The 19,852-nt window shown below is 52.9% G+C and carries 12 protein-coding genes and 1 pseudogene; 3 read left to right on the top strand and 10 right to left on the bottom strand.

Features of this window, described 5'->3' with window-relative positions:
- Positions 1-44: 44 nt before the first annotated feature.
- From V3O24_RS10955 to V3O24_RS10945, 3 genes are all read right to left on the bottom strand, one after another.
- Positions 45-3,716 (bottom strand): DUF3683 domain-containing protein, encoded by a 3,672-nt coding sequence (locus V3O24_RS10955; RefSeq protein WP_331307269.1) that lies wholly within the window; start codon positions 3,714-3,716, stop codon positions 45-47.
- 116 nt (positions 3,717-3,832) lie between these two features.
- Entirely contained in the window at positions 3,833-4,126 is a 294-nt protein-coding gene (locus V3O24_RS10950; RefSeq protein ID WP_331307268.1) for a hypothetical protein, read from the bottom strand.
- 246 nt (positions 4,127-4,372) lie between these two features.
- The gene (locus tag V3O24_RS10945) at positions 4,373-6,181 is read right to left on the bottom strand and encodes an EAL domain-containing protein (RefSeq protein WP_331307267.1); all 1,809 of its coding nucleotides are present in this window, start codon (positions 6,179-6,181) and stop codon (positions 4,373-4,375) included.
- Positions 6,182-7,191: 1,010 nt separating this feature from the next.
- On the opposite strand from V3O24_RS10945, the gene V3O24_RS10940 reads away from it, so the two are divergent.
- Positions 7,192-8,067, top strand: a complete 876-nt coding sequence (locus V3O24_RS10940) for an EAL domain-containing protein (protein ID WP_104424532.1) — start codon at positions 7,192-7,194, stop codon at positions 8,065-8,067.
- A gap of 485 nt (positions 8,068-8,552) precedes the next feature.
- Here V3O24_RS10940 and V3O24_RS10935 read toward each other — a convergent pair whose 3' ends face one another.
- The 4 genes from V3O24_RS10935 to cysK form a co-directional block, all read right to left on the bottom strand.
- On the bottom strand, positions 8,553-10,622 hold the full coding sequence (locus V3O24_RS10935; RefSeq protein ID WP_331307266.1) for a family 2A encapsulin nanocompartment cargo protein cysteine desulfurase: 2,070 nt from the start codon (positions 10,620-10,622) through the stop codon (positions 8,553-8,555).
- Positions 10,609-11,532: a family 2A encapsulin nanocompartment shell protein gene (locus V3O24_RS10930; protein WP_104424534.1), complete on the bottom strand. Its 924-nt coding sequence runs from the start codon at positions 11,530-11,532 to the stop codon at positions 10,609-10,611. Before V3O24_RS10930 ends, V3O24_RS10935 begins: the two co-directional genes overlap by 14 nt.
- Before the next feature lie 230 nt (positions 11,533-11,762).
- Positions 11,763-12,698, bottom strand: a complete 936-nt coding sequence (gene epsC / locus V3O24_RS10925; RefSeq protein WP_331307265.1) for a serine O-acetyltransferase EpsC — start codon at positions 12,696-12,698, stop codon at positions 11,763-11,765.
- Positions 12,695-13,672, bottom strand: coding sequence for a cysteine synthase A (gene cysK, locus V3O24_RS10920; protein ID WP_331307264.1), 978 nt, complete (start codon positions 13,670-13,672; stop codon positions 12,695-12,697). Before cysK ends, epsC begins: the two co-directional genes overlap by 4 nt.
- Positions 13,673-14,115: 443 nt before the next feature.
- On the opposite strand from cysK, the gene V3O24_RS10915 reads away from it, so the two are divergent.
- The gene (locus V3O24_RS10915; protein WP_331307263.1) at positions 14,116-15,090 is read left to right on the top strand and encodes a sterol desaturase family protein; all 975 of its coding nucleotides are present in this window, start codon (positions 14,116-14,118) and stop codon (positions 15,088-15,090) included.
- 99 nt (positions 15,091-15,189) lie between these two features.
- On the opposite strand, the pseudogene V3O24_RS10910 reads toward V3O24_RS10915, so the two are convergent.
- A pseudogene (locus V3O24_RS10910) lies at positions 15,190-15,421 on the bottom strand (hypothetical protein); the annotation flags it as partial.
- A 105-nt stretch (positions 15,422-15,526) separates the two neighbouring features.
- On the opposite strand from V3O24_RS10910, the gene V3O24_RS10905 reads away from it, so the two are divergent.
- On the top strand, positions 15,527-16,246 hold the full coding sequence (locus tag V3O24_RS10905) for an SIMPL domain-containing protein (RefSeq protein ID WP_331307262.1): 720 nt from the start codon (positions 15,527-15,529) through the stop codon (positions 16,244-16,246).
- Between the two features lie 28 nt (positions 16,247-16,274).
- Here the strand turns inward: V3O24_RS10905 and V3O24_RS10900 are convergent, their stop codons facing one another.
- Positions 16,275-17,948 (bottom strand): bifunctional UDP-sugar hydrolase/5'-nucleotidase, encoded by a 1,674-nt coding sequence (locus tag V3O24_RS10900; RefSeq protein WP_331307261.1) that lies wholly within the window; start codon positions 17,946-17,948, stop codon positions 16,275-16,277.
- Between the two features lie 356 nt (positions 17,949-18,304).
- The gene (locus tag V3O24_RS10895) at positions 18,305-19,783 is read right to left on the bottom strand and encodes an efflux transporter outer membrane subunit (RefSeq protein ID WP_331307260.1); all 1,479 of its coding nucleotides are present in this window, start codon (positions 19,781-19,783) and stop codon (positions 18,305-18,307) included.
- Positions 19,784-19,852 lie beyond the last annotated feature (69 nt).

Below are 19,852 nucleotides of genomic sequence, written 5' to 3'. Positions count from 1 at the left end.
GAAAGTTGGGCATAAACAGCATGCCCAGCCTACAACTACCCCCATCAAAAATTAAACGCCTTAGCCTTAGCCGCCTGCGCCTTAAATTGCTTCAACCACGATTTTCCCGACATTTTCTCAGCCAACGTAACGGCAAGATGCTGCGGATCAACGCCCATGCCCTTGTTCCGGCCCAAGCCCTGGATGCAGGACGGGCAGTTGGTCAGGATCGTGGCCCGGCCTTTTTCCGGCATGACTTCCGCCAACGACTCGCGTTTGCGGTGCAGCATCGCGGCGGAGATGTCGGGACGGGACAAGGACAGCGTTCCCGCCTCCGAACAGCAATTAGGCACGGGCGTAACGCTGCCGAATCCGCCGAGCCGGTCAAGCACGTCCAGCGCCTTGCCGTCCAGCGAGTCGTGGCAGGGCGCGTGATACAGATAGCTCTCGCTGCCGGTGCCGGCCAATTGCAAGTCCCGCTCCAGCGCATAGCGGGTTATATCGACCAGCCTGCCGCCGAACAACTTGGCCGCTTCCATTTCGTTAAGCCCCTCGCGGCAGGTGCCGCAGGTCACAACGCAGCCGTCGAATTCCAGATGGGTGAACATGTCGCGGATTTGGTTCAGCAGGATCGTCACGCGCAAGCCGTTTTGCGAATGCATTTCGGCCTGGCCGTTGGCGTAGGCCGGGAATCCGCAGCACAGGAACGGCGGCGGCAACACCACTCGGGTTTTTAAACCCATCAGGACATGGAGGGCCGCCATCGATATGTCGGACACCATGCGCTCGGAACCGCAGCCCGGAAAATAGAACACGGTGCGTTCGGCTTCCTCGTCAGGTTCGAATACCAAAACCTGATCTTCCTTGCAGTTGGGCAGCAAATCGCGCAATGTCTTTGACGGCACGGTCGGCATCGGCGAGCTCAGCAGTTGCAGCGGGTAATGCTTGGACTGGCCTTTTTTCGGTTGCAACGGCTTGGCTACTATAGCGCCCAGCTGCTGGCCGACAAAACCGGCCCGAAGAACGCCGAAACGGAAAACCTTGTTGAACATCGGCGAATCGCTGTGCAGATAGCGCAGCGTCATCTTGGTCGCCGCCGCCGTGTGCTTGTAACCCCAATCGGCCAGAATCCGGCGCTCCAGCACCGATACGTCGGCGGAGTCTATATCGACCGGACAGGGCTTGGCGCATTTATGGCAGGTCGTGCAATGATCCGACACTTCTTCCAGCCATTGCAGCAGCTCGAATTTTGTCGAATATTCGCGCTGGGCGTCGAACAGCAAAGCCTCGATAATCGCCCCGATAGCCAGATTCTTGTTGCGCGGATGATAAAACAGGCTGCCCGCCGGATGAAAAACGCCGCAATCGGGCTTGCACTTTCCGCAACGCACGCAATGGGCGATTTTGTTCGCCAACTCTTCCAGCTGGCCGTGGCGCAGGATGCGCGCTTCCAGACCCAACAGGTTGAACGACGGTGTGAAGATATGTTCCAGCGCATCAAAATCATTCAGCTTGCCGGGATTCATCAGCCCGGTCGGATCGACTTCGCTGCGGTAGGCGCTCAGCGCCGCAAGGCGTTCCGGTTCCAGGTATTTCAGTTTGGTCACGCCGATGCCGTGCTCGCCGGAAACCACGCCGCCCAGTTCGACCACTTTATACATCACATGATCGATGACTTCGCCCGACCGCTCCAGCATGTCCCGGTCGTTGGACAGCACCGGCAGGTTCACATGCACGTTGCCGTCCCCGGCGTGCATGTGTGTTGCCAGCACGATGCGCCGGTCGCGCACTTCCTGATGAGCCAGCTCTACGGCGGCGATAATTTTGGGGAATCCGCGCGCCAGCTCGACGAATTCCTTTTTGAACTTTTTGATGATAGACAGGCTACGCAATGTTTTTTCATCGGCTGTCGCCAGCTCGTTTCTGGCGGTTGCATCAAGCTCCAGCGCAACGCTTGATCGGGCGTCGAATGAATCGGCATTGTCTTCAACCGGCGGTTCGCGAAAGAGTGCCGCCGCGCGATCCAGGAATTTCAGTTGGGCATAGCGCTCTTCTTCTACGTTGACTTCGTCGATAAAGCGGGAAAATTCGGCCAGTGTTTCCAACGGAATGACGACGTCCTCGTTCAGTTTGAAGGCGTTGGTTCGCCTTGCAATCGCGCCGAATTTTTTGCGGTCCGCCCAGTACCGCTCCGCCTCGGCAGCATCGTGCGCTTCAAAAAGCTCGCTGTTCGGGTACTGATCCAGAATGGCGCGTATCTTGTCGATGCCTTGCTGCGCCTGATCTAAAGAATGTCCCGCCACATCGATCAGCAGCACGGCTTTCGGTGTTTTGAACCGGCTCGATTTGACTTGGTAATCGATCGCACGCACGTACTCGTCATCGAAATGTTCCAACGCCACCAGCGTGTCTTCGCCCTGGTCGGGAAACGGAAACGCCTTGGACAGCTCGACAATCACGCGGCTGGCCTCTTCCATGTCCTGGCCGAAAAACTCCAGGCAAATCGTGCGCGTGGCTTCAAATTTCGGATACAGGATGAATTCCGCCGAGGTGATGATGCCGTCGGTGCCTTCCTTTTGCAGGCCCGGAACGCCGCCCAGCGCCTTGTTGGTAATATCTTTCCACAGGCCTTTCTTCCTGATCTCGCTGCCTTTTAAAACAATTATCTTGATCGACTCTCCACTCTGATCGAGCACTTCGAAAGTCACGTTATCTTCCGGCAGGATTTTACGCAATTGATGGTCGATTCTGCGCACTTCCCAACGCTTACCGCCGGGCATCGCCATCCGCCAGGAAATCAGGTTATCGATGCAGGTGCCCCAGCGCACCGCGCATTTGCCCCCGGCATTTTCGGCTATGTTGCCGCCTATCGAGGACGCCCAAGCGCTGGTGGGGTCGGTGGCAAACACCAGTCCTCGATTGCTGGCGTATTGATGGGCTTTTTCGGTGATGACGCCGACTTCAACTTCAAGCACCTGCGCCGTGGCAATCTCTCCATCCCGAAGCTTGAATTCCATGTCGCGGGTGCCGCGAATGCGGTCGAGCTTTTCGGTGTTGATCACCACGCAGTCGGGCCGTAACGGAACCGCGCCGCCGGTCAATCCCGTGCCGCCGCCGCGCGGCACGGCTTTCAGGCCCATCTTGGCGATGGCGGTGAGCAGCGGCGACAGTTGTTCTTCCTTGTCAGGCATCATTACCGCCACCGGCAGGTACAAGCGCCAGTCGGTCGCATCGGTCGCATGGGAGACCAGCGAGAACGGGTCAAACAGGACGTTGGCAACCCCGGTGATAGCGCCCAGCTCCCTTTTCATGCGTTTGCGCAACCCCGGCGTTTTTTCGACGTCGCTGCGAAAATCGTCCAGCAGTTGCCGGGACGCGACCAGCACTTTATGTACCCTGGATTCGTCGCCGATATTCTGTTCGATGATCTTCAAGTGCTTTTCGGCATTCTCGAACATGCGTTTGCGCCTGCCGGCCGAAGTCACCAGCTCCTGAAACAGGTAGGGGTTGCGGCGGTAAATCATGATTTCCCCGAAAAAGCGCATCAACAAACGGGCGGAGCGCCCGGTGACGCGGCGGTCGCGCAATTCTTCCAGAATCAGCGCGATTTCGGCGCCCAGCAGGAAGGATACGACCTGCCAATCGTCGGCGGATGTGTAGTTGAACGGAATTTCCCGGTAGCCTCTGGGAATGCTGATCGTGGAATTGGCTGCGGTTTTTACGGTAGTTGGCGACATGGTTAATCTTATCCGGGCTAGTCAATATAACGTATTGTCTCTTAAAAATTGAGACGGGATGATGACAAAGGATTGCAGGGGCGGGGTTATGTTAATCATCATGGCGTATTGTCCCATTAATGATTGAGATGGTGAAATGTTGCTTGCGCGCTCCCCGGCGCCGGTTTACGCATTGACTGCATGGCTTCAAGCAGCGAGGCCGACACAGCCAGAATCCAGATGCTGACAAAATACGGCAAGAATAATAGGAATCCGACCAGCGGCGCGGCAAAAGCCGCAACAATCAGCGCCGCCCAGATGGGGCCATCGCCCTGCATCGCCGCCGCATAGGCGCAGACAAAACCGGCGGCCATTATTATTTGCGGGTGATAAGGCCAGTCCGTGATGCGATCAAAGCTGCTTTTAGGCACGGCAAGCTCCTCTTTGAAGTAAAGCGCGGGTGTTCCGCCTCTTAGCCATACTATCGGAATTGCAAACGCTGCGCAAAAAAAACAGTTGCACAGGACTGGCGTTATCAAGATGTTGAAAAATAAATTTTTTCCGCCCGCTGTCGCAACTTTAGCGGCTCTTTATAAGCGAATAAGCTTTGAGCCGCATATCATAAAAGTCTTCGGAAGCGGTCAGGCCCAACGCACCATGTAAGCTTCTATGATGTATTAACCTTTATCCAATATCGATAAGACTTCGGTGCCGGGCAGCGGTCGGCTGAACCAATAACCCTGAAATGCGTTGCAGCCGCAATCGGCAAGATAAGCAACCTGTTCCGGGGTTTCGACGCCTTCGGCAATAATGTCCAGATTAAGACTGCCCGCCATTGCGATAATCGTATTGACAATCGCGGCGTCGTTTTCGTTGTGGGTGATGTCTTGCACAAAAGAGCGGTCAATTTTTAACTGGTCGATCGGCATGCGTCGTAAATAAGCCAGCGAGGAATAGCCGGTGCCGAAATCGTCGATTGAAAAACGAATGCCCCGCTGTTTCAGCAGCCGCATTTTTTCGATGACCTCGGTAATGTTTTTAATGATCAGGTTTTCGGTGATTTCCAGCATGATAGCGGCAGGATTTACGCCGGTTAGCTCCATTGCTGAGTTGACTGAATCGACAAAATTGCAATGAGTAAACTGCACGGGACTGATATTGATCGCCAAGTGCGGTACTTTGAAGCCTTGCGAATGCCAGGCGGCAAGTTGCCGGCAAGCCATGTATAAAAGACGCTCGCCCAGCTCGATGATAATGCCGGTTTCTTCGGCAACCGGCAGGAAATCAGCCGGAGAAATCATACCTTTTTCAGGATGTTGCCAGCGGACTAAGGCTTCAAAACCCAGTAACTGACGCGCAGCGTCATATTGCGGCTGATAAAACAAAACGATCTGGTCATTTTGCAAGGCAAAGCGTAATTCGTTTTCAATGCTCAGGCGTTTATTGGCCTGTTCCAGCATGTCGGGATGATAAAAACAGTAAGTGCTTTTGCCTTCGGTTTTTGCGGCATACATGGCGACATCCGCTTGGCGCAGCAGTTTCTCGGTGCTTTCGTCGAATGCTGTGGAAAAAAGGGTAATCCCCAGACTCGCCGATATTTGCAGTTCCTGATCCTCAATCAGGTAAACCTCAAGCAGTGCATTCAGCACTTTTTGAGCCACGTTGCCGGCGGTTTTTTCCGCATCGTCCAACTTATGCGTCAATCCTGAGAGCAAAATAACGAATTCATCGCCGCCTAATCGCGCTACGGTATCTTCGGTGCGTAAATTGAGTTGTAGGCGTTTGGCGACTTCCTGCAACAATAGATCGCCGAATCTGTGGCCTAAGCAATCATTGATTTTTTTAAAATCGTCCAAATCCAGGAAAATAACCGCACCGAATTGTCCTGAACGCTTGGCGGCGAATAGCTCTTGCAGCAGACGTTGTTCAAATAACGCGCGATTGGCAAGGCCGGACAAGGAGTCGAGGTGCGCCATTTGCCATAATTTCCGCTCGGTGTTTTTGATGATCGAAATATCGCTGAACGCGGAAATGTAATAAAGCACCTGCCGGTTATTATCTTCAATGACGTTGATCCGTTGCCAGATTGAAAAGGCATCGCCGTTTTTATGTTTGTTGACCAGCTCTCCGCGCCAGTAGCCTTTTTGATTAAGAGACTCCCAAAGCTGATCGTAAAACGATTCGCTGTGTACTCCCGAACAGAGCAAATGCGGCGTTTGCCCGATCGATTCTTCAAGCGTATAGCCGGTAATGGCGACAAAGGCCGGATTGACATGCAGGATTTTACAATCGGCGTCAGCAATCAACATGGCGTCCGATGAATGTTCAAAAAAGCACTGATATACGGATGAGCCTATTTGAGGCAGCGATGATGCATGGTTCAGTTGAATGCGGCGGGTAACGAATGGGCTATGCAGCTGAAAACTCGAGTCCATCTCTTCAGCCAGGCTAGTGTTGAAATGATCTGCTTTTTTTAATGCCGACATGTACATGTCCTCCTATCAAATGTATTGCTGGAAAATAGCTTAGTGCAGCCAATGAGTAATAAACAAACGATATTATTCGAAACAAACATCTAATAAATCGATTTTGCAGGCTGGTTTATGCCGCGCTAATACGCCAAGGTTTGGCGGTATTAATTTTAAAAAGATAGCCGTCCAAACGCTCAATGGCTTTCAATATCTTTTTGTTTGTTGTAAAGACGGCGTGACCGGCTTTATGGCAAGCGATTCGCCCGATAAAATCTTGATCGTTTACGGGGGGGCAGGATGCATCAGTTTGGTAATTCCGTTTCATGATTCCACCCGCAGGCTAAAAAGATGCGGCCAGGGCTGCTGACCGCACACAGAGGAAGAACAGCTGAACTCTAAGCCCTTTAGGAAAGGGAGCGCAAACAAGAGTTGCAGGGATTCTAGTCAATAAAATCAACCTTGAAAATGCGGCCGATTGTCGCGCGACAATATGCCGCCACAAATGGCGCGCTAAATGCTTAATACTTTGGTTTGCGCGATGAAAAGCGAGTCAAAATAGCGCGGCGGCTGGGCTTGAAAAAACGGTTAGGCAAATTAACACGGCATTTCGCTCGGAAAAATTAGGGCATATAACACCCCATGCTGTATCGCGGATCGAATAAATGCAGCACCGAAAGGACTTTGTTAAAGAAAAGTAAATAACGCTGTATTATCTGTTTATTAGATTTTCTCATCTAATAATATCGTTTTATTAAAAATAAAAATCCCCCTAAGCTATATCCAACCAACGAACTGCCGTAAAAATACTGCGGCTTTGTTTACGGTGTGTGTGATGTCACTTTTTTATGTACCTCTCTATAAAACAGGGATTGTTTTTTTGGGCGGGTTTCGACCCGCCTCTTTTTTAAGTCGGGAAAGGTACAAATTTCTACGGTTTCCCTCATTACACAATACAACCATTCAACGTAACCGGAAGCGGAAATTCCGCCGCGGCATGCACTTTTACCTGATATGAGGAACAACAAATGCCATTACAAAATTTAGTCGACTATTTCAATGACCGGTTCGGGCAGGAGCATAGGTCAAGTTTTCGTCCTTTCCTGCTTGAAGACGGCGCCATAAGCGCGCTGTTTGGCCAAATTAAAATCGGCAGCGTTTTTTCGCCAATACGGCAAGCATTAAAACCCGCCGAGATTATCGGACATGCCTCGAAGCTTAAAGTTTCAACCCATGAAGTTCAGTACCTGTACTCCGACGAAATTGAAAACCTGCTGAGCAATCATCCGCACCAAGCCGACGGTTTTGAATCTATCATCAATTTCGATCGCTTGTCTCGCACCGTCCATATGCTCAACTACCTGCCGATAACTCATTTGCAAGGCGTATTATTCTTGGAAGTCGATCCGCGGCATATACTGGGCGTTAAAAAGGATCATGGCGCTTATTTTGAAGAGGTTATCGGGCAGTGCGGCCTGGAAACCAAAAATGTCGTGATTATTATGTCGGTAAACAGCCATTATGCCCGGCATTATCAGGAACTGATTACCGGCCTGGACAATTACCGGCGCCGGGGTTATCAAATCGCGCTTAAGTTCGAGTATGTCGCGCAGGAAAGCCAGTCGTTCGACCTGATTACCAAGCTGTCTCCGAACTACGTCAGTTTATCGGCGCGGCACCTTGAGCAGGTGCGCGACAATGCCCTGTTTGAAAAACTGCATGATTTAAAAGCGCTGGTTGTTTCAACCGGCGGGCAAACAATCCTGCAACAAATCGATCAAAAAAAATCCGAGTCGCTGGCGCGCACTACCGGTTTTGATCTGGTGCAGGGCAGTTATTACGAACGCCTGTCGGCTTCAGCGTTTTTACCGGAATTGGCCGAGGCCGCCGGCGCGCTTTATTGACTTGGCTGTACGGATTGATTGAATCTGTCCGCTTCAAAAGCATCGTCATTCCGGTAATCCCTGGCGTAATTACGGTGCTTTCGGCTTACCGCGTCAGCCTTATGACGTGATTCGATACGATGGGCTGTAGCACTTCCCGGAACGTAGCGCGGCAATGCCATTAAGGATTTGATTAAAAATTTCATCCGTTCAATGTCGGGAAGTTATTACTGAACATATCCTAAGGATCGTGCATGAAATAACTTGAGCAAATTTTATTTTTAAACCATGAAGCGCATGAAGGACATGAAGGATTTAAGTCTTCATGCCCTTCATGGTGATTGCTTAAATTAATTTATGCATGTTCCTAAGTTAAATACAACGACGCGGCAGCCCGGCTGCAGCGCATTAACTCAATGATAGTGGCGTAGCCTGTCAGATCGAGAAAAATTCTAAATTGCAGGAGCAGCTTTGCCTAAAGCCGCCCCTGCAAAAACCCTTTATTGCTAAAAATCCTGACCGCTCTTGATCCGTCTGACGGTGCTGACCAACAGATCGACTTCCTCATGCGTATTGTAAAACGCCAGTGACGGGCGCACGGTGCTTTCCAGGCCGAAACGGCGCAAGATAGGCTGGGCGCAATGGTGACCGGTGCGTACCGCAATACCGGCGCGGTTTAATGCGACGCCAATATCCTGGTTGCTGTGTCCTTCCAGCACGAACGACAATACGCTGGTTTTCTCGGCAGCCGTGCCGATCAAACGCAAGCCGGAGATGGTTCTTAACGCCTCCATCGCATAGACCAGCAACTCGTGCTCGTAACGGGCGATATTATCGATACCGATTTTCAGCAGATACTCAAGGGCTGCGCCCAGGCCTACCGCATCGGCGATATTGCCGGTACCGGCTTCGAAGCGGGCCGGTGCTGGCTGGTAGACGATTTTTTCAAAGGTCACATCCTCTATCATGTTGCCGCCGCCTTGCCACGGCGGCATGGATTCCAGCAATTCCGCCTTGCCGTACAACACGCCGATGCCGGTGGGAGAGAATATCTTGTGCCCGGAAAACACAAACCAGTCGCAATCCAGCGCCTGTACATCGACGCGCAAATGCGAGACCGACTGAGCGCCGTCCAGCAGCACCCGTGCCCCGACCCGATGCGCCATCTCGATCATTTCCCTGGCGGGCGTGACCGTACCCAGCGCGTTGGAGACCTGCGTGAACGATACCAGCTTGGTGTGAGAATTCAGCAACTTTTGATATTCGCCCAGCAATACCTGGCCGTCGTCATCAACCGGCACGACGCGCAATGTTGCGCCGGTCGCTTCGCACAGCTGTTTCCACGGCACGATATTGGCGTGGTGCTCCAGCCAGGTGATCACGATCTCGTCACCCGCTTTGATATGCTGCCGCCCCCAGCTTTGCGCAACCAGGTTGATGGCCTCGGTCGTGCCGCGCGCAAAGACGATCTCCGCAGAAGACGGCGCATTCATAAACTTGGCAACGGTATCCCGCGCTTTTTCGTAAGCGTCGGTCGCCCGCGCGGCCAGTTCATGCGCCGCACGGTGGATGTTGGAGTTCTCGTGCTCATAAAAATACGAGACCCTATCGATCACCGCCTGCGGCTTTTGAGTCGTCGCCGCGTTATCGAACCAGACTAACGGCTGACCGTTGACCCGTTCCTTCAGGATAGGAAAGTCCCGGCGCACCGCCTGTACATCAAAAGCCGGATGCGCAGAAACCAAGGTCGGCGCTTGCGCATTAAATCCTCCGTGTTTCAACTCATCGAGAAAATAAAGCGTTGAACCCGGTTCGGGGCTTGCCGGAATACCGGCAGCAGGCTTAGAAAACGAACCGAACAGCTCCCGCAACTCAGCTTCGCCCGGCAGGCCGTAGGCTTGAGGCGAAAGTCCCGCTATCAATGACGCATCAAAGGTAGGGTGGGCAACGCTTTTCTGCCCACCGCTTTTATCCGCTGAATTTTCAGCGAAAAGCTTTTGCAATTCCGCTTCAAAAGCCTGAGGTGAAGTGCCCACTTTGGCTAATTGCTCGGCGTCAGTCAGCGATTCGGCTGTCAATTCGTGGCCCGCCACCGAAGACGGCGCGGCAGGAATTGAAGCTGTCTCGATACTTCCGGGAATGTGGCTTCCTGAAGGTACGCGCGAAACCAGCAGCTGTTGCAATTGCGCTTCATCGGGCAGGCCGAAGTTGTGCGGCAAAACACCCGCCAGCACGGATTTGTCCAAACCCGCCAACGGCGATGTTGCCGCCGCAGACGGGTTGCCGAAAACCGAACCCGTATCAAGGCTGTCAGGAACGCTTGCTAAAGACGGTTGCCGCGGAGCAAACAGCTTTTGCAATTCGGCTTCCCCCGGCAGGCCGAAACCTTGCGGTATTCCCGATCCAGCCGCACCCGCCAACGGTGACGTAAACCCGCCCGGCACTGCCGAAGAGGCAGCGGCGATGCGCGATCCGTCGCAGGGTAAGGCCGTAAACAGCTCATTGGCGAGTTTGGTCAATTGCTCTACATCCGGCAATGTTGCGTTTTGTGAAAAATCGCCGTTATTTGTATTCATGGTACTTGCCCACTTCGACATTCTCGAGCACGCCGAGCGCATCGTCAGTCAATACCGCCAGCGAGCAATACAGTGAGATCAGGTAAGAGGCAATCGCTTTATGATTGATGCCCATGAAACGGACGGAAAGCCCCATGCTCAGTTCGCCGGTCAGGTTAGGCTGGTAAAGACCGACCACGCCTTGGCGGCTTTCACCGGTGCGCAACAGCAGAATATTACTTTTGCCGTTGACGACTTTAACTTTGTCGGATGGGATCAAAGGCAGGCCGCGCCAAGTTAAAAACTGCGAACCGAACAGGGTGACGATAGCGGGAGGCACGCCGCGGCGTGTGCATTCGCGTCCGAATGCAGCGATTGCCAGCGGGTGCGCCAGAAAAAACGCAGGTTCTTTCCAGACACGGGAAATCAATTCATCCAAGTCGTCAGGCGTCGGTGCGCCGGTACGCGGCTGTACTCTAAAGCCTGGGGCTACATTATTCAGCAAGCCGTATTCGGCGTTGTTGATCAGCTCGCTTTCCTGGCGTTCTTTAATGGTTTCTATGGTCAAACGCAGCTGCTCATGGATTTGATTGTGCGGGCTGCTGTATAAATCGGAAATACGGGTATGCACGTCGAGCACCGTATTAACGGCATTCAAGCGGTACTCGCGGCCCCATTCTTCATAATCGACAAAGGTTTGCGGCAGTTCTTTTTCGTCGAGGCTGGAGCAATCGACCAGCAGGCCGGTTTCATTCTTAACTTTATTAACGCGGTAAATACCGGCTTCGAGCGGTTTCCATTGCAACAGATGCACCAACCACCGGGGAGTGATGGTTGACAGCATGGGGACGGTTTTGGTGGCATTCGCCAAGGTACGCGCAGCAACATCGCCCAGCGCGGTATGGGTTTGGCCTTCGTGAATATCGGACATGACTTTTTCCTATTGTGGTTAGTGTAATTAGTAGTATCGTTCCCATGCTCCAGCGTGGGAATGCAGTTAGTGACGCTCCGGCGTCCCGTTTCGCAACGCTGGAGCGTTATACGGGTTCCCAAGCTCCAGCTTTCTATGTTTCGGGAAGCTGGAGCTTCCAAGACGGCGTTCCCAAGCTGGAGCTTGGGAACGAGCGGAACCAGCGGATATTTTCGCCTTTCACCTTTCGTTTATATCCCGCCCCCATCCTGAAACAATTCACTGCGCACATGCGCCTGTGTAATGTTGCTGCCGGGCGGTATGCTATGGGTAAGCCAGACGTTGCCGCCGATGGTCGAGCCGCGGCCAATGGTGATACGGCCCAGGATCGTCGCGCCCGCATAAATGACCACATCGTCCTCAACGATAGGATGCCGGGCATTGCCTTTGACCAGGATGCCGTCGTCGTCCTTCAGGAAACGCTTGGCGCCCAGGGTAACCGCCTGATACACGCGAACATGCCGCCCGATAACCGCTGTTTCGCCGATGACCACGCCAGTGCCGTGGTCGATAAAAAAACTCTCGCCGATTTGCGCGCCGGGATGAATATCAATGCCGGTCGCGGAATGGGCAATCTCGGAAATAACGCGCGCCACCAGCGGCGCGCCCAATTGATGAAGAATGTGCGCAAGCCGGTGATGAATAACCGCAGTAATGCCCGGATAACAAACCAGCACTTCGTCGGAGCTTCTTGCCGCCGGATCGCCTTCGTAGGCGGCCTGAATATCGCTATCGAGCAGCTTCCTGACCTCAGGCAAGCGCGCGGCAAACTCACGGGTGATAGCGACGGCCTGCCGGTAAGTCTCTTCAGCAGGCGCATGTCCTGAGACAAAGTGCAGTTCGCGGCGGATTTGTTTGAAAAGCTCGCGCAACAGCGTATCGAGCGTATGCCCGACAAAGTAATCAATGCCTTCGTCGTTCAGGTCCGGCAGTCCCAACCTGTTTGGAAACAACACCGCGCCCAGGCCGTCGAGAATCTTTTGCAGCTCCTTGCGCGACGGCAGTTTCGGCGGTTTGTCGCGCCGTTGCCGGGTTTCCAGCGATTGCACGCGCAAATGGCGCAATTTGATGACCAGCTCATCGACGCCCCAGTCCTGCCTGGCATTTTGATAGCTTAAATCGCTCATGCTGCAAATCCGCCGGCGTCGAAAACGCCTTCAAACAGAGGGGAGCTCAAATAACGTTCGCCGGAGTCCGGCAACACCACAACAATGGTTTTACCGGCGTTCTCGGGGCGTTTGGCGACCCGCACCGCGACAGCCGCCGCAGCGCCGCAGGAAATACCCGACAGCATGCCTTCTTCCCTGGCAAGGCGGCGTGCGAAAGCAATGGCTTCTTCATGGCTGACCTGCTCGATTTCATCGATTAACGATAAATCGAGCACATCCGGCACAAAACCCGCGCCGATACCCTGAATTTTATGAGGGCCGGGCTTTAGCGGCTCACCGGCACGGCGCTGGCTGAGCACCGGACTCGCCGCAGGTTCGACCGCAATCGAAATGATCGCCTTGCCTTGCGCCTGCTTGATATAACGGGAAATACCGGTAATCGTCCCGCCGGTGCCGACGCCTGACACCAGAATATCGATAGCGCCGTCGGTGTCGTTCCAGATCTCCGGCCCTGTGGTTTGCTCGTGAATAGCGGGGTTGGCAGGGTTTTTAAACTGTTGCAGCAAGACATAACGCTCGGGATCCGAGGCTGCGATTTCCTCGGCTTTCGCTATCGCGCCGCTCATGCCCTTGGCGCCTTCCGTCAACACCAGCTTGGCGCCATAGGCGATCAATAATTTACGGCGCTCCAGGCTCATCGTTTCCGGCATCGTCAATGTCAACGGGATGTTCCGCGCCGCCGCGACAAACGCCAGCGCAATGCCGGTATTGCCGCTGGTCGGCTCGACGAGTTCCTTGCCGGGACCCAGCAAGCCGCGCCGCTCGGCATCCCATATCATCGCCGCGCCGATCCGGCATTTGACCGAATAAGCGGGATTGCGGCCTTCTATTTTCGCCAGCAGGGTAACCGGCGCGCCGTCGCCGATGCGGTTAAGCCGCACCAGCGGAGTTTGCCCGATGGAGTGGGAATTGTCTTCGTACCAATGTGACATAAGAGTCTCCTGTGCGAGTTGCGAACTAATTGCCGGGGCTAAATTTTGGCCAAAAAAAAGCCAGTGGCCCCTAAGGGGCTCACTGGCTTCCGGTTGTCCGGTCAGCTGTGTCGGCTTTCGTTTTTTTATAAAGTACTTTAAGTCGTTACGCTCTGTCAAGGCGCATATTTGCATTCTCTCGAACACGCTAACAACAGCTTGTCTTATCTATTTATCAGACATATAAATCGAATAATATCGTTTTATTAAATATGTAAATCGTACTAAGCTGTTTTCCAACACCTGAAAACATGAATGCTTTGGTCAAACAAGCTTATGCGCTAAACAGCGTTACTAAGCCGCGATCAAAGATTGTTTTGTCTTACATCGAGGAAAAGTCAATGTTCAGCGAAATTACGCCACTCATCATCTTTGTTGAATCCTATTTAACATGGCTCTCAAGCATGTCAACAAAATTGGCGACATTTATCCTGCTGATTGCTTTTGTCGTACTGTCGGCCTTCGAGTTTAGTTTTCCTAAACGCAGACTGCCTGTTAAACAGTTATTTCGGTCTTATCAAACCAATGCCGGTCTGTTTATTTTTAACAGTCTTGTCATCTCGTTACTGTCGGTAGCGTCCTTATTGATGCTGGCCGACCGCTATTCAGATTGGGGGCTGCTGCGCCATATCTCCAATCCTGCATGGAAAGCCCTGCTGTCGTTCCTGTTGCTCGATTTGATGCTTTATTTGTGGCACAGAATCAGTCACCGTTTTGATTGTCTGTGGATGTTCCACAAGGTGCATCACAACGATCCTTATTTGAATGTCTCGACCGCATTCCGGCTGCACATTGTCGAGCTGTTAATCATCACCGCGCTGAAATCGGCGTACATTGTCCTGCTCGGCGTAGACAAGACGATGGTGCTGACTAACGAGACTCTATTGACCCTGTTCATCATGTTCCATCACAGCAATATCTCATTCCGCGGCGAGAAACGGCTGGGGCGGGTCATTATTTCTCCGTATCTGCACCGCGCCCACCATTCGACGGAGCGAAACGAGCACGACACTAACTACGGCGCGGTGTTTTCGATATGGGACCGTCTGTTCGGCACCTTGGCGGAACTGGAGCCTGTCAAAATCGGCATTAACAACAGCTCGCCGCAAACCGTTTCAGGCCTGATAAAATTCGGCTTTACCGCGGCCAGTTCCGCGCCTGTGCTTGCATACGAACTGGACGTCAGTCTTAAATCGATGATCGCCGAAGCGGCCTATTACAAAGCGGAAAAACGCGAGTTCACGCCTGGAAATGAGCTTCGCGACTGGCTGGAAGCAAAAAGGGAAATTATCTGGATGGTTTACGGCGATAAGACCGCCAAAAAGCAAGCAAACGATTCTGACTGTCCCACAATCCAGTGGCCATTTACGCTCTGTTAACGTTTCCAGGTCATACTGGAGCGGCCATTTTTGGGGCTCTACATATCCACAGGGATGTGGTAAATCCCGGCTGAACCAATGGATTCATAAAATTATCAGTTAAAACGCTTCCCAGCCACCTGTATCAGCCGTTACCGAATTTGATTACGGCGGGTTTTGTTGCATGAGGGATCAGGCGGTAAGAGCTGTCCGGGATGTTATTGACTTTAAAGCTGCTCACTGTGCCCACCAGGGTTTGCGTCTGTTCTTCCAGAGATTCCGATGCCGCTACGGCTTGTTCTACCAACGCGGCATTTTGTTGGGTTACGTCATCCATTTGCGCGATGGCTTTGAAAGTTACCGAGTCGCATAGAACGGGAGAAATAAGGTTTTATTAGTGCCAGATCTAAGCCTCCTATAAACTATCCTGACCTGGACAAATAGAGCGAGCTGAAGCATGAACCCAACAAATAGAACAAGCGCCCTGATCTTGGGCATATCGATCTTTCTCGGACTGGCTGCGCTGGGGTATCTCCTTGGCCGGGCCGCTATCGACTTTAAGGAATACGAGCGTAGCGTTTCCGTCAAGGGTTTATCCGAGCGGGAATTGGCGGCCGATATAGTGATTTGGCCGATCGTTTTCACCGAGAGCAACAACGACCTGGGAGCTCTTTATAATTCGATTGAAACCGGTAAAAAGAATATTGAAGCGTTTCTGGTTTCCAAGGGCATAGCGGCAGCCGAAATATCGTATTCCTTGCCCTCGGTTACCGACAAAGCAGCCCAGGAATTTAATAACGGCGAGAAGGCTCCTTTTAGATATGTGGCGGCTCAAACGGTTACCGTCTATTCATCGAATGTTGCCGTCGTCCGTAAAGCAATGAATGAGCTATCCGAATTAGGCAAGAGCGGGATAGCCTTTAAAGGCGAGGACTTTCAAAATCAGACCGAATACCTTTACACTGATTTGAATAAAATCAAACCGGAAATGATCCAGGAAACCACCACAAAAGCCAGGGAGGTCGCTTTAAAATTCGCTGAAGACTCGAATAGCAAACTGGGAAAGATCAAACAGGCTTCCCAGGGGCAGTTTACTATCGAGCCGCGGGATAAAAACAACCCGCACATCAAGAAAATCCGCGTCGTGTCTACCGTAGAATATTACTTGTCTGACTAGCCTATTTGTTGGGCCGGTTGTTCAACGATTACTGCACTTGCCGGATTATCCTGCCCTCTATCCGGTTGGTAACGGTTTTGTTAGGCAACTTGTCAATCGCTTCCTCGGTGGTTTTGCGGAAACTGACCGCCGCACCGTTGTCCAGGCGGGGCGGACTGGATTTCCCCGCGCCCTGGGAAAAAATTTCGTAGCCGTCGCTAAAACCTTTTTCCCAGATGAAATCAATGGTGGCGACCCGGTATTTTTTATTCGTGTCCAGCGGCATGTAAACCGAAGCGCCTCGCGCTTTGATCTCCACATCGGCGGGTTCGACGGCATAGGAATAAACGCCGTTCGATTCCTTGGCGCGGTACTTGAAACGAAGTCCCGACACCTGTAAAAATCGGCCGTTGCCAAGATGGGATTTGGAAACCGAGTTTTTCAGGACCTCCAGCAATTGCGCACCGGAAAGTTCGAAGCTGACCAGTTCATTGTCGTAATAGAACAGGCCTTCCATGTCGTAAACCGTGATCGGACCGGGAGGAATATTGTCGTTGATGCGAATACCGCCGCCATTGGTAAAGGCAATGTCGGCTTTCATCCGCTCGCGAATCACATCGGCCAAAAAGTCGCCCAACGCCGTTTCCCGGCTGCGTACTGCCGGCTCAACACCTTCCAGTAAATATCGGCTATATCCCAATACTTGGTTTAAATCCTTGTTCTTTTTCTTGATTTGTTCCGCCAACCTGGCCAACTGCCTGCCAACTTCGGCATCGACCTGAACATCTTTTTCAACCTTGCCGTCCAGGTCGATTTTTCGGTGACTCGTTTCGACGGCACCGTCCGCTAAAACGCGAACATCATGAAGCACGGCGCTTTGGTTATCCGCGTCGGCCTTGGTAATCCAGGTCTTGCCGATTCGTTTCTCAAGATAGAAATGCTCATGGCCGCCGACAATCAGGTTTACATCGGGAAACTCGCGCGCCAGCCATTGGTCCTGGTCGAAATCCTGATGCGTGAGCGCGATGATAACGGCGGCGCCTTGCGCCTTCAAATCGGCGATAGCCTTGTTGATCGCAGCACGGCGAAGGTCTGGATCGTAATCGAAACTGACATAGGATTGCTTCTGAAAATCCAGCGTGATACCGAACAAGCCGACTTTGACGCCATTGATGTTCTTGACCAGTACATCGTGGACATTGCTTAGCCGATCCGAAAAGGGAGAACCCGACGCCATTTCAGAAGAACGGTACCGGGTATTGGATGAAATCCAGGCAAAATCGGACTGGGCGATGCGCCCTAACAACACGCCGGGATCGGCGTCGTCAAACTCATGGTTGCCGAACACGACCATCATATTGTCATCGAATGCCGATTCATTGCCATCCATCAGGTTTAGAACCTTGATCATCGCATCGGCTTTCAGATACTTGCTCATGACCGATGGAAACAGAAAGTCTCCGCCGTGCAGCAGCAATACCTGTTCGCCGCTTTCCTGAAGCTGCCTGCGTAGCGTGCGCAAGCGGGCAAAGCCGCCGATACTGCCGTTTTCGATGCCCTCGATTTTATAGGAATCGTTAACCTGCAAAATCGAAAAACGCGCTTCGCGCCGATCGTTTGCGAGATCGGCGGTATTGCCGGGCTTTGATACCTGGGAACAGCTTGCAGCAAACACCAGGGTGCTGATGAGCAAAATATGCCTAACCGATTTGAAATAGTTCATCGCACTCTCTTTTTGGGCTGGGTTTTTATTAAAGTGTAAAGCTACATCAGCTGATTGATGACATCAATTTGTGTGTTTCAGGTTTTTGCGAGTTCCCAAGCTCTCCAGAGGCTGTGAAAGTATTAAGTACTGGAGTACAAACCTAGGTTTGTACTCCAGTACTTAACTAAAAATCAATAGCTTAAAAATAATAAAAAGATTTTTAAGGCGGTTTTTTACAATACTTTCACAGTCTCTTTCCAGCTTGGAAATTCAGAAAGCGAAGCTCCGCTTCCCGAGACAGGAAGCTGGAACGATAAAATCAAAGCAACAACGGAAGCCGGCGAACGGTGATTCGCGGCATGGGAACGGGAAAATCAATCCACCGGAAATATCAAATAATCCGTCCATTTGACTTCGCCGCCCGCCTGATCTTCGCTCGGCAGCATGGCCACATTCCAGCCGCCGCCCAAGGCCTTGACCAGCTGCACCGACGCGGTCAAGCGCTGGCCCTGCAACTGAACTGTTGTCTGCCGGTTGGACAAGGCCACGGTCTGAGCGGTCATCACATCCAGATAACTGACGGTTCCGGCTTGATACTGATTGGTGATCAGCGTCAGCGCGTGGTTGGCTGCGGTTACGGCTTTATCCTGCACCTGCTTTTGTTCATCCAGTATCCGCAAGGCGGCCAGATTGTCTTCCACTTCCTGAAAGCCGGTCAGCACCGTTTGCCGGTAAGCGGCGACGCTGGCGTCGAAACCGTCGATGGCCTGTTTGTACTGGGCATGCTTGGCGCCGCCGTCAAACAAGGTCAGCGCCGCACCGGCCGGACCCAGCGCCCAATAGCGGCTGGCCGATTTGAACAGGTTGTCCAGGGTGGACGTTTGAAAACCGTTGGTGGCGGCCAGATTCAGGCTCGGGTAATAGGCGGCTTTGGCGACGCCGATCTGGGCGTTGGCGGCGGCGATTTTGCGTTCGGCGGCGGCAATGTCGGGACGCCGCTCCAGCAGCTCCGACGGCAGGCTGGCCGGAATCGGCGGCGGCTGCACATCCAGCGGCGCAGCCGCCAAGGACAGGTCAGCCGGGGTCTTGCCGATCAAGACCGCAATCGCATGCTCCAGTTTGGCCCGCTGCACGCCAAGATTAATGGCTTGGGCGCGCACCGATTCCAGTTGGGTTTCGGCCTGCATCACATCGCTCTTGCCGACCATGCCGACGGCGTAGCGGTTTTTGATGATTTGCAGGGTTTTGCTGTAAGCGACCACGGTTTCGTCGAGCAGCGCTTTTTGCGCATCCAGGGTTTTTAACTGAAAGTAATTGTCGGCCAAGGTCGCTTCGCTGGATAGCCGCAGCGCCTGCAAGGTCGCGGCGCTGGCTTGGGCGCTGCCGGTGTTGGCTTCGACCTGGCGGCTGACGCTGCCCCATAAATCGGGCTCCCAGGCGATCGCCCCGGCGACGCCGAACAGATTCCTGACGCCCGACACCGCCACGCTTTGGCCGCTGGCGGCGCGGAAACGGTTCGTCGTGCCGGTAAGGTTGAGTATCGGGAAAAACGCCGACTGCGCCGATTGCACCAGATGCTGGGCCTGGCGATATTGCGCCTCGGCCTGGATGATCGATTGATTGGCGGCCGCGACCTGTTCTTCCAGTTTATTCAGCCGTGGGTCGTTGAAGATTTCCCACCATTTGCCGGACAGCATAGTGTCGCGGGGTTGAGCCTGTTTCCAGCCCTTGCTTTCCTTGAACTCATTGGGGATTTTTGCTTCCGGTCGGACATAATCCGGGCCTACCGTGCATCCGGCCAGTTGCGCGGTTAATAGGGCATAAATCAAAGGTTGGGTAATGCGCTCTGTCATGTAAGTCTCAGAAATAAGTGGCTAACAAAAAAATCTTAAAATTCACCGCGAAGAACATGAAGGACACGA

This window comes from Methylobacter sp. Wu8, from assembly GCF_036440755.1.
GTDB lineage: Bacteria > Pseudomonadota > Gammaproteobacteria > Methylococcales > Methylomonadaceae > Methylobacter_A > Methylobacter_A tundripaludum_A.
This window is presented reverse-complemented; position numbering and strand designations above follow the sequence as displayed.

Excerpts from the sequence above, each read along its gene's own strand:
- V3O24_RS10895 (WP_331307260.1), bottom strand. The coding sequence starts at position 19,783 with ATGACAGAGCGCATTACCCAACCTTTGATTTATGCCCTATTAACCGCG.
- cysK (WP_331307264.1), bottom strand. The coding sequence starts at position 13,672 with ATGTCACATTGGTACGAAGACAATTCCCACTCCATCGGGCAAACTCCG.
- V3O24_RS10900 (WP_331307261.1), bottom strand. The coding sequence starts at position 17,948 with ATGAACTATTTCAAATCGGTTAGGCATATTTTGCTCATCAGCACCCTG.
- V3O24_RS10955 (WP_331307269.1), bottom strand. The coding sequence starts at position 3,716 with ATGTCGCCAACTACCGTAAAAACCGCAGCCAATTCCACGATCAGCATT.
- V3O24_RS10935 (WP_331307266.1), bottom strand. The coding sequence starts at position 10,622 with ATGAATACAAATAACGGCGATTTTTCACAAAACGCAACATTGCCGGAT.
- V3O24_RS10915 (WP_331307263.1), top strand. The coding sequence starts at position 14,116 with ATGTCAACAAAATTGGCGACATTTATCCTGCTGATTGCTTTTGTCGTA.
- V3O24_RS10905 (WP_331307262.1), top strand. The coding sequence starts at position 15,527 with ATGAACCCAACAAATAGAACAAGCGCCCTGATCTTGGGCATATCGATC.
- epsC (WP_331307265.1), bottom strand. The coding sequence starts at position 12,698 with ATGAGCGATTTAAGCTATCAAAATGCCAGGCAGGACTGGGGCGTCGAT.
- V3O24_RS10945 (WP_331307267.1), bottom strand. The coding sequence starts at position 6,181 with ATGTCGGCATTAAAAAAAGCAGATCATTTCAACACTAGCCTGGCTGAA.
- V3O24_RS10930 (WP_104424534.1), bottom strand. The coding sequence starts at position 11,532 with ATGTCCGATATTCACGAAGGCCAAACCCATACCGCGCTGGGCGATGTT.
- V3O24_RS10940 (WP_104424532.1), top strand. The coding sequence starts at position 7,192 with ATGCCATTACAAAATTTAGTCGACTATTTCAATGACCGGTTCGGGCAG.